Genomic DNA, 9497 nt, shown 5'->3' on the forward strand with positions numbered 1-9497 from the left:
GAACTGCGCGGCCCGCCCCCACGCAGCCGCAGCCAAAAGCCGGACCCGCCCTGCCCCGACAGCCCGCATGCCGCCTGCAGGCACGTCGTGGCTGAGCGCGCCGTTCCCCGCGCCCCTTACGGGGTTGCGGTCAAGGCGTCGCGGGCTCGGGTCACCAAGCCGTCCGCTCCGCAGGATTCGGCCAGGGTCAGGGCCCTGGTGATCTCCGTGCGGGAGCGGGATGCGATGCCGTATTCGACGCGGGCCGCGGCGTGCTCGTACGCGCACGGGGACGCCTCCAGGTACGTGACGGCCTGCGCGTAGAGCGCGACCGACCGCTGGCCCGTCTCCAGCGCGGCAGCGCACCGCAGGGCCTCCCCGATGGCCGTATCGGTGCCGAAGCGCTCAGCCTGGACGCGGGCGTCCGCGGCCACCTCCGCGGCACGGCGCGGGTCCTCGACCGCGAGGGTCCGGGCGAGGTCGCCCGCCCAGGGAGCCATCACCGTGTTGTGACCGCCGCGGGCCTCGGACATCTTCTCCGCGGTCTCCAGCTCGTTCACGCCCTCCTCGACGCGACCGGTGGCGATGAGCAGCCGGCCCCTTATCGAGTGGGTGTCCGGCAGGACGATCGTCGACGGGTGCGGCGGCTCGAAGGAGTACCGCTCGGCGATCTCCTCGGCCTCGCCGACATGCCCGCGGGCGAGCAGCGTGTCGATGAGCATGCACGCCGCGGACCAGTGCATGGGCAGTCCGCGGCCCACCCGGTCCGCGAGCCGCAGCGCCTCGCGCAGTGACTCGTCCGCCTCCTTGAGGCGTCCGCGCCTGCGGAGCACGTATCCGCCGAAGGCGTGCGAGAGGGCCAGATGGCCACCGCTCCAGCCGGCGGACTCGTACGACCGCTTGGCCTCGGTGAAGAGGCTCTCGGCGCGGTCGAGCCGGTCCGCGTAGGTGTAGGAGATGCCGAGCATCATGAGGAGCTCGAAGCTCCACTCGGTGTCGGTCCAGCCGAGACCGGGCGCGAGCCGGCCGTTGACGAGCGAGCGGTCGCAGAGCTCGGCGACCTCCTCCGCGTTCTCGCCGCGGGTCATGGCGTCGAAGGCCCGCAGGATGAGCACGGCGCGTTCGGAGTTGTCGCGGCCGGTGAGCGGTTTGGCCAGCTGGGCGAGCCGGCGGGAGCGCCCCGGCGCGTCCTCCTCGCCGGCGTGGATGCCCTCCCACATGTAGTGCACGGCCTGCAGCCGCATCCGCGCGGGACCTGGTGCGAGCCGGTCGGCCTCCGCGTCGACGACCGCGACGGCCTCCTCCAGCTGGTCGTTGTGGACGAGCGCCGAGGACAGCCGGCAGACCGCGTCGACCCGCAGTTCCTCCTCCAGGCCGTGCACCGTGAGCGCCTGGCGCAGATGGCCGATGGTGGTCGCGGGTGAGGTCAGGAGCGTGGCGCAGCCCAGTTCGTAGAGCACGCGCGCGTGGACCTCCGGGAGCGGCGGTTCCAGCAGGGCGCGCTCCAGGCAGCGGCGGGCCGCGTCCGGGGCGCCGACGGCGAGGTGTTCACCGGCCGCCTCGCGCATCTGCTCGACGAGTTCGGGGTCGTCGTCCGGATGCACCTCCAGGAGGTGGCGGGAGGCCGCGGCGGCGCCGAGGCCCGACGCGGTGACGACCGCGGCGGCCACGCCGTGCATCGCGGTGCGCAGCGCGTCGGGGATCGAGCGGTAGACGGCGGTGGCGATGAGCGGATGGACGAACTCCAGCTCTCCGTCGCCCAGTTGGCCGGGCGCCCGGTCGGCCTCGGTGAGGATGCGGGCCGCGCTCAGCCGCACGGCACAGCGCTCGGCGTCCTCCCTTTGCATTCCGGCCAGTTCGGCCGCGAGGTCCACGGAGATCTGTGTGCCGAGGATGGCGGCGGCCCAGGCGAACTTCGTGGCGTCGACGCCGAGCCCTTCCAGCCGGTCGACCAGTCCGCGCCCGCGCGCCGCGCGGTTCAGTACGCGCAGTTCGGCGGCCGAGTCCTCCACGGGTTCCAGTTCGCTGTCCTGGACCTTCGCGAGCAGTTCCACGCTGTCGTAGGGGTTGCCGCCGGTGACCGCCCAGACCTCGCGGCAGAACGGGGCGTCGGCGTGGGCGCCGAGCGTGGCGCGGGTGAGTCCGGCCGTGGCCTCCGGGGTCAGGGCGCGCAGGCTGGGCATCGGGCGGGACAGCGCGTCGAGCGTGTCGAGGTGGCGGGCGCTCTCACCGGTGGCGTCCCCGGGGCGGCGGGCCACCACGACGAGGACGGGCAGGTCGTCGAGGCGCTCGGCGAAGGCCGCCAGCCAGTGCAGGGTCTCCTGGTCGGCCCAGTGGGCGTCGTCGATGAGCAGTACCAGGGGCCACTCGCGGCGGGCGAGCCTGCGGACGGCGGCGACGAGTCCGTCGCACACGCCCTGCGGGTCCGCCTGGCGTGCGCCCGGTTCGGCTATGCCCAGTGCGGGTCCGGCGATGTCGTACCAGTCGCCGAAGTACTCGCGTGCCTCGTCCGGCATGAGCGCCACGAGCGCGGGCTGGAGCAACTGGCGCACGACATTGAACGGAACCGACGTGATGGTCTCGCCGCCGCGGGCCGACCAGACCGTGCAGCGGCCCTCCGCGAGGGTGCGGACCTGAGCCAGCAGCGCGGTCTTGCCGATGCCCGCCTCGCCCGTGAACACCAGCACACTGCCTGCGGCGGAGCCGGCGCACAGGGCGTCGACGGCCTCCGTGACCGCGGCGAGTTCCGCGTCGCGCTCCCAGAGCGGTGCCGAGGCGGCCGCACCCGGCCGTACCTCCGTCATCCCGCTACCTCCCCAGGTCGGCCCAACGACGTGCAGACTTCGAGCCTAGTCCTCCGGAAGGCGCGATGGAGCCTGGTCGGGACACCTGTTGCCGTCATGGGTGACGGCCGGGGACGCGAGTCGACGGACCTGCCCGCCGACCGGCGCGGGTGAAAGTTATTGACTGTCAGCAACCGCAAACTGAAACTAACTTTCAGCAATGTCAGCACGCCCAGTGCGGGAGGAACGGTATGGGTGCCCCGGCGCACCGCGCGGGCCTAGGGACCGACCGGCCCGGGCGTTCCCGAAGAGCGCTGGTCGCGGGGTCGGTCGGCAACTTCATCGAGTGGTACGAGTTCGGTGTGTACGGCTATTTCGCGACGGTCGTCGCGGCCCGGTTCTTCACCCCGGAGGGCGGCTCCGAGGCCGAGGCACTGGTCAGGACGTACGCGTCGTTCGCGCTCGCGTTCTTCTTCCGGCCCGTCGGCGCCGCGCTGTTCGGCCGCCTCGGCGACCGCATCGGCCGCCGTCCCGTGCTGATCCTGGTCATCGTCCTGATGACGGCCGCCACGACCCTGATCGGCGTGCTGCCCACGTACGCCACGGCGGGCGCCCTGGCCCCCTGGCTGCTCACTCTCCTGCGGGTGGTCCAAGGACTGTCCGCGGGCGGGGAGTTCGGCGGGGCGGTGTCGGTGATGACGGAGTTCGCGCCTCCGGGCAGACGGGGGCTGTACGGGGCGTGGCAGTCGTTCACGGTGGCGCTCGGGCTGCTGGGCGGGGCGGGGGCCGCGGCGCTCCTCGCGACCCTGCTCACCGGGGCACAGCTGAACTCCTGGGGCTGGCGGCTGCCGTTCCTGCTGACGCTGCCGATGGGACTGGGGGCGTTGTGGCTGCGCCTGCGCCTCGACGAGACACCTTCTTTTCAGGCCCTCCAGGCAGGCCGGAGCCTTCGAGCACATGAGGAACGGGCCGACGGGGAGGACCGGCGGCCCGTGCGGCCCCCGGCACGTGAGGTGGCGAGGGCCATCGCGCTGGGCGCCGGGCGTGTCATGGGCTGGGCCGCCGCCGGGTACACCTTCCTCGTCGTGCTCCCCTCCTATCTGCAGAGCTCGCTGAACGCCACCTTCCAGCAGGCACTGGTGGCCACGGTTCTCGCCAACCTGGGTTTCGCGGCCACGATCATCCCGGCGGGCCTGCTGAGCGACCGGATCGGCCGTCGGCCGGTGATGCTCACGGGCGCGCTGCTGGTCACCGTGCTGGCCGTCCCGCTGCTCAACCTGCTGCAGGACGGCGGCACTTCGACCGCGCTGAAGGGCGCCGCCGTGTTCGTCGCGGGGGCGATCGTGGGTCTGATGGCGGGCCCGGGACCGGCGATGCTCTCGGAGATGTTCCCGACGAGCGTGCGGTACACGGGCCTGGGACTCGCCTACGCCCTGTCCAATGCCGTGTTCTCCGGGTGCGCGGGGCTCATCATCACGGAGACGATCGAGCGGACGGGCAGCGTGGACATCCCGGCGTACTACGCGGCGGCCACCTGCGCGGTGAGCGCACTGGCCCTCCTGACACTCCGTGAGACCCGGGCGGACGCCGGGGCCGAGCGCGTACGGGAACGGAACAAGCAGGCGGAGAGGGGGAGTTGAGCGGGTGCGGGTGATCGGTCTGATGTCCGGCACGTCGTACGACGCCATCGACGCGGCGGCGGCCGACCTGCACCTCGACGGGTCGGACCTGGTGCTGACGCCGCTGGGGATGGTGACGCAGGCGTACGAGCCCGGTCTGCGCGAGGCCCTCGCGGCGGCGCTGCCCCCGGCGGCCACCACCCTCGCCGAGGTGTGCCGGCTGGACACCCTCGTCGGACAGGCCTTCGCCGCCGCGGCGGTCCGCGCGCAGCGCGAACTGTGCGACGGACGGGCCGAGTTGATTGCCTCGCACGGCCAGACCGTCTTCCACTGGACCGACGGGGGGCAGGTGCGGGGCACCCTGCAGATCGGGCAGCCCGCCTGGATCGCCGAGGCGACCGGGCTGCCCGTGGTCGCCGACTTCCGGCCGCGCGACATCGCCGCGGGCGGTCAGGGCGCGCCCCTGGTGAGCCTGGTCGACCTCATGTGGCTGCGCGGCAGGCCCGGCACGCCGGTCGCGCTGAACCTCGGCGGTATCGCCAACGTCACCGCTCCCGACGGCACGGCCTTCGACACGGGCCCCGCGGGCGCGCTGATCGACGCGGCGGTACGCCGTTCCACCGGCCGGGACTTCGACGCCGACGGGGCCATGGCGGCCCGCGGCACGGTGCGCGAGCCGCTGCTGCGCCGGCTGCTCGACGAGCCGTACTACGCGCGGCCCGCGCCGAAGACGACCGGCAAGGAGCTGTTCCACGAGGGCTATCTGCTGGCGGCGCTCGCGGACTTCGCCGCGTCGGCCGAAGCGGGTGCACCGCTGTCCGACGAGGACGTGATCGCGACCCTCACCCGGCTCACCGCCCACACGGTGGCGGACGCCGTCCGCGGCCTGAGCCTCCGCGGGTCGGCCCACGTCACCGAAGTGATCGTCTCGGGTGGTGGGACGCGCAATCCCGTCCTCATGGCGATGCTGGGCGCGGAACTGCGCGGAGTGCCGCTGCGGCTCTCCGACGGTCTCGGGCTGCCCGCGGCGGCCAAGGAGGCGTACGCCTTCGCCGTTCTCGGGTTCCTGACGGCGCACGGGCTGCCGGGCACCGATCCGAGGAGCACCGGCGCCCGGCGCTCCGCCGTCCTCGGCTCGCTCACCCCGGGACGGAACGGCTTCCCCCAGCTCCGCGCAGGTGCGCAACAGCCGGTGCGCCTGGTGCTGAGGTGACCTGAAACGGGGTCCTCTCATACGGCTTTCACCCACACCTCATACGGTGGGCACATGACGCAGGCGACTCCCCCCGGCTGGTATCCCGACCCCGGGCAGACAAGTGACGGTCCCGCCACGCAGCGCTGGTGGGACGGCAGTACATGGACGGACCAGACCCGCCCCGCGGAGTCGGCCGCCGCATGGGGACCTCCGGCGTACCCGCCGGGCACCCCGTACGGGGGCGCGAAGCCGGGCGGGCCCCGGCGCGGAGTGCGTACGGCGATAGCCGTGGCCGCCGCCATCGCGGTCCTCGCGGGCATCGGCGGCGGTGTGTACGCGCTGACGGCCGACGACAACTCCGACAGCACCGGGCAGAGCGACGCCCGGCCGACGCCGTCGCTGCCGGGCGGACCGCAGGGCCAGGACGGCGGCGGCCAGAACGGCGGTGGCCAGGGCGGTCCCGGCGGGCAGGACGGCGGCGAGAGCGGGGTCCCGCAGCCGCAGCAGTCCGAGGACGGCTTCGCCGCCGACCCGGTCAACGGCATCAGCCTCCCCGTGCCGGACGACTGGAGCGGTTCGACCATCCAGGTGGGCGCCCAGGTGACGTCCAAGGACTCCTACAAGTGCCCGGGTGACTCCTCGGCGACCTGCACGCGCGGCGGCGCCTACTCGGCTCCGGCGCTCGCCCTGGAGCTCAAGGCCACCACCGTCGAGGCCGCGGCCAAGGAGGACATCTCCAAGAACGCCGAGGAGGCCTACGGCGGCAAGAGCTACGGCAAGATCACCTCGCACGAGGAGCTGTCCTCGAAGGCCGTCACCGTGGCGGGGCAGAAGGGCTACGCGGTCCGCTGGAAGGTCGTCACCAGCAAGGGCGCCGACGGCTACGTCGAGTCGCTGGTCTTCCCGGCGCCCGCCAACGCCAAGCAGCTCGTCGTCGTGCGCTTCGGCATCGACGTCGGCGCCGACGCGCCCAAGCAGTCCGTGATCGACGACATCACCAAGGGCATCAAGGAGTCCGCGGGCGGCGGCAACGGCCAGGACGTCTAGGACGTAACCCGGGGGACGTCCAGGACGTGACCGGGGAACACCCCGTCCGCACACCGATCGGCCGGGTGGAGCGCCTCTCCGCTCAAGAGGAACCCCACCCGGCCGGGGGGTGCGCGCCGCCCCCGTCCCCACGGTGCGGCGCGATCAGGTCACCGTCCAGTCATCCCTTGGACGGCGGCCTGAGTTCTAAGGGGGGTCGGCCAGCCCCAGGGCGGGCAGCAGGGCCACTTCCACATAGCGCAGCAGATACTCCGCGTCCGCGGGCCGGCCTTCGAGGAGGGGTCTGACCCGGAGCACGCCGAGCAGCTGCGCGGGAACGAACTCCAGCACCGGATGGCCGGCGGCGATCTCGCCCCGCTCGACCGCGCGCCCGATCATCGCCCGCAGCGCGTCCAGTTCGGGTTCCACGAGGGCGTCGCGCAGCGCGCGCTTCAGTTCCTCGTCCTGCATCACGGACTGGCCGAGCGCCTGCATGAGCCGGGTGTCCTCGTCGGACCGCTCGCCCGCCGTACGGGCGACGGCGCGCAGGTCACCGGCGAGCGAGCCGGTGTCGATCCCGATGAACTTGGGGCAGTGGTTGGCGCGCAGCGCGGCCGCCACGAACTGCGGCTTCGTCTTCCACTGGCGGTAGAGCGTGGACTTGCTGCACCGGGTGCTGGCGGCCACCCCCTCCATGGTCAGCGCGTCGTAACCGCACTCGCGGACCTGGTCGAGCACGGCGTCGAAGAACTCCTGCTCACGCTCCGGCGTGATCTTGGAGCGGCGCGAGGCGGCGACCGTCTCCGGTCCCTCCGCTGCCTGCGACGTCATGGCTCTTCTCCTCACTCGTCCCCGGGTCTCGCCCCGGCGCCCTATCGATACGCCAGTGTACCGGAACGGCTTCGTATCGGTACACTGGCGTATCGATGAGCCTTGGACAGGACCCACCCCTGTGTCGAGTGGATCCCCTCCTGGGCTCACCACGCATCAGCACCGTTGAGACCGTCAAGCAAAGGGGCCGGGGGATGGAACTCCCAACCGAGCCTGCACAGAAGGGATCCGCCGCGATACCGCGGCCACCCCTCGTCCGTGAGGTCCTGCTCGTCGCGGGGCTCTTCCTCGTCTACAAACTCGGCCGGCAGCTGGCCACCGGCCACACCGCCGAGGCCTTCGGCAACGCCCGTCGCGTGTGGGACTTCGAACGGTTCCTGCACCTGCCCGGCGAAGGGTCCGTGCAGTCCGCCGTCCTGCACGGCGACACCCTCGTCCACGTCGTCAACACCTATTACGCGACAGTGCACTTCCCCGCCACGGCGGCCTTCCTGATCTGGCTCTACCTGCGCCGTCCGGGGCACTACGTGTGGGCCCGCCGGGTGCTCGCCGCGGTCACCGCCGCCGCGCTGGTGGTGCATCTCACATTCCCGCTCGCACCCCCGCGGATGCTCGCCGCGACGGGCCTCGTGGACACCGGCCAGGTGTACGGACCCACGGTGTACGGCGCCTCCCCCGAGACCGACTCCCTCTCGAACCAGTTCGCGGCGATGCCGTCGCTGCACTTCGGCTGGGCCCTGATGGTCGCGATCGGCCTGATCGCCGCGACCAGGTCCCGGTGGCGGTGGCTGTGGCTGCTGCACCCGCTGCTGACCCTGACGGTGATCGTCGGGACGGCGAACCACTACTGGCTCGACGCGATCGTGGCCGCCGCCCTGCTGGGCATCGTCCTCGCCGTCGTCCGCCCGCCCCGAAAGGCTCCGGCCGCCGACGGCTCCGGCCGGACGGCCGAGGCCGCCGAGGACACAGAGGGCGCCGGCCGCCCCGTACCGCATGCGTCCGGTGGGCAGGACGCCCCCGGCCGCGTACCGGAGGCGTCCGGCCTCGTGGGGGCACGGCGATGAGCGCGACCCTGCTCGCCGTCGTCCTGTCGCTGTTCTCCGCCGTCGCCTACGCGGGCGCCGCGGTGACGCAGGAGCGGCTGGCCGCACGGACCACGGACTCCGGAGTGCTGCGCCTGCTGGGCCGCGGAGCCTGGTGGTGGTCGGTGGGTCTCAACGCCGGGGCCGCGCTGCTGCACGTGGCCGCCCTGAAGTACGGAACGCTCACCCTCGTCCAGCCGCTCGGCGCGCTCACGCTCGTCGCCGCGGTGCCGCTGGGCGCGCGGCTGGCCGGCCGGCGGGTCACCCCGGTCGAGTGGCGCGGTACGGCGCTGACGCTGATCGGACTCTCGGCGGTGCTCGTGACGGCGTCCGGGCCCGCGCCCGACGACGTGCTGAGTCTGCCGCAGGCGCTGGCCGTGACGGGTGCCACCGCGACCCTCATCGGCGTCCTGGCCCGGCCCGGCGCCCGCCCCGGACTCCGGCACGCGTCCGCGTCCGGCTTCGCCTCGGGGGTCGCCTCGGCGCTCACCCAGACCGTCACGGTCGCCGCCACCGACCGCACGGGTCCGCTGTTCAGCGTGCCGGTGATCGTGGTGGCCCTGCTGGTCGCGGCCTTCGCCGCGGGCGGCCTGCTGCTGTCGCAGACCGCCTACAAGGGCGGGCTCGGCGCGCCGCTGGCCGTGGTGACGCTGGCCAATCCGATCGCCGCCGTGGTCATCGGCCTGACGCTGCTCGGCGAGCAGTTGCAGGGCGGGGTGGCGGGGCTGCTTCTCGCCGGGGCCGGGGGCGCGGTCGCGGCCTGGGGTGTGGTGACGCTGTCGCGTTCCACACGGGACGCGGGGCCGGCGCCGGTGCCGGTGCCGGTGTCCGGCGTGGTGGACGAGGAGCATCCGGTGGCGGCGGTCCTCGCGCTGGAGCCCGACTCCGCCGCGTACGAGCCCTCGATGCTGCCGCGGCAGCCGAAGCCGGGGCATCTCACCTCGCTGTGACCCCGCTCCGCGCGAACGGCAAAGACAGGAAG

Annotated in this window: 7 protein-coding genes; 5 read left to right on the top strand and 2 right to left on the bottom strand. The window is 73.1% G+C overall.

Annotation, left to right across the window (positions count from 1 at the left end; genetic code table 11):
• Positions 1-116 precede the first annotated feature (116 nt).
• Positions 117-2783 (bottom strand): ATP-binding protein, encoded by a 2667-nt coding sequence (locus ACFWGJ_RS36970; RefSeq protein ID WP_387333347.1) that lies wholly within the window; start codon positions 2781-2783, stop codon positions 117-119.
• Positions 2784-3013: 230 nt separating this feature from the next.
• On the opposite strand from ACFWGJ_RS36970, the gene ACFWGJ_RS36975 reads away from it, so the two are divergent.
• The 3 genes from ACFWGJ_RS36975 to ACFWGJ_RS36985 are packed head-to-tail and all read left to right on the top strand — an operon-like array spanning position 3014 to position 6623.
• Positions 3014-4402, top strand: coding sequence for an MFS transporter (locus tag ACFWGJ_RS36975; RefSeq protein ID WP_387333348.1), 1389 nt, complete (start codon positions 3014-3016; stop codon positions 4400-4402).
• A 4-nt stretch (positions 4403-4406) separates the two neighbouring features.
• A complete protein-coding gene (locus ACFWGJ_RS36980; protein ID WP_387333349.1) occupies positions 4407-5594 on the top strand; it encodes an anhydro-N-acetylmuramic acid kinase in 1188 nt (395 codons plus the stop codon).
• A gap of 54 nt (positions 5595-5648) precedes the next feature.
• Entirely contained in the window at positions 5649-6623 is a 975-nt protein-coding gene (locus ACFWGJ_RS36985) for a DUF2510 domain-containing protein (protein WP_387333350.1), read from the top strand.
• A 186-nt stretch (positions 6624-6809) separates the two neighbouring features.
• Here ACFWGJ_RS36985 and ACFWGJ_RS36990 read toward each other — a convergent pair whose 3' ends face one another.
• On the bottom strand, positions 6810-7433 hold the full coding sequence (locus ACFWGJ_RS36990; protein ID WP_387333351.1) for a TetR/AcrR family transcriptional regulator C-terminal ligand-binding domain-containing protein: 624 nt from the start codon (positions 7431-7433) through the stop codon (positions 6810-6812).
• 194 nt (positions 7434-7627) lie between these two features.
• Here ACFWGJ_RS36990 and ACFWGJ_RS36995 point away from each other — a divergent pair, with 194 nt between their 5' ends.
• Together ACFWGJ_RS36995 and ACFWGJ_RS37000 are read left to right on the top strand one after the other, a co-directional pair.
• Positions 7628-8497, top strand: coding sequence for a phosphatase PAP2 family protein (locus tag ACFWGJ_RS36995; protein WP_387333352.1), 870 nt, complete (start codon positions 7628-7630; stop codon positions 8495-8497).
• Complete coding sequence (locus ACFWGJ_RS37000; RefSeq protein ID WP_387333353.1) at positions 8494-9465, top strand: DMT family transporter; 972 nt, start codon at positions 8494-8496, stop codon at positions 9463-9465. Before ACFWGJ_RS36995 ends, ACFWGJ_RS37000 begins: the two co-directional genes overlap by 4 nt.
• The last annotated feature ends 32 nt before the right edge of the window (positions 9466-9497 follow it).

Origin of the sequence: Streptomyces sp. NPDC060205 (assembly GCF_042728395.1) — a bacterium.
In the GTDB taxonomy this organism is placed as follows: domain Bacteria; phylum Actinomycetota; class Actinomycetes; order Streptomycetales; family Streptomycetaceae; genus Streptomyces.

Coding starts and splice junctions, on each gene's coding strand:
- ACFWGJ_RS36970 (WP_387333347.1), bottom strand. CDS start 2,783: ATGACGGAGGTACGGCCGGGTGCGGCCGCCTCGGCACCGCTCTGGGAG.
- ACFWGJ_RS36975 (WP_387333348.1), top strand. CDS start 3,014: ATGGGTGCCCCGGCGCACCGCGCGGGCCTAGGGACCGACCGGCCCGGG.
- ACFWGJ_RS36985 (WP_387333350.1), top strand. CDS start 5,649: ATGACGCAGGCGACTCCCCCCGGCTGGTATCCCGACCCCGGGCAGACA.
- ACFWGJ_RS36990 (WP_387333351.1), bottom strand. CDS start 7,433: ATGACGTCGCAGGCAGCGGAGGGACCGGAGACGGTCGCCGCCTCGCGC.
- ACFWGJ_RS36995 (WP_387333352.1), top strand. CDS start 7,628: ATGGAACTCCCAACCGAGCCTGCACAGAAGGGATCCGCCGCGATACCG.
- ACFWGJ_RS37000 (WP_387333353.1), top strand. CDS start 8,494: ATGAGCGCGACCCTGCTCGCCGTCGTCCTGTCGCTGTTCTCCGCCGTC.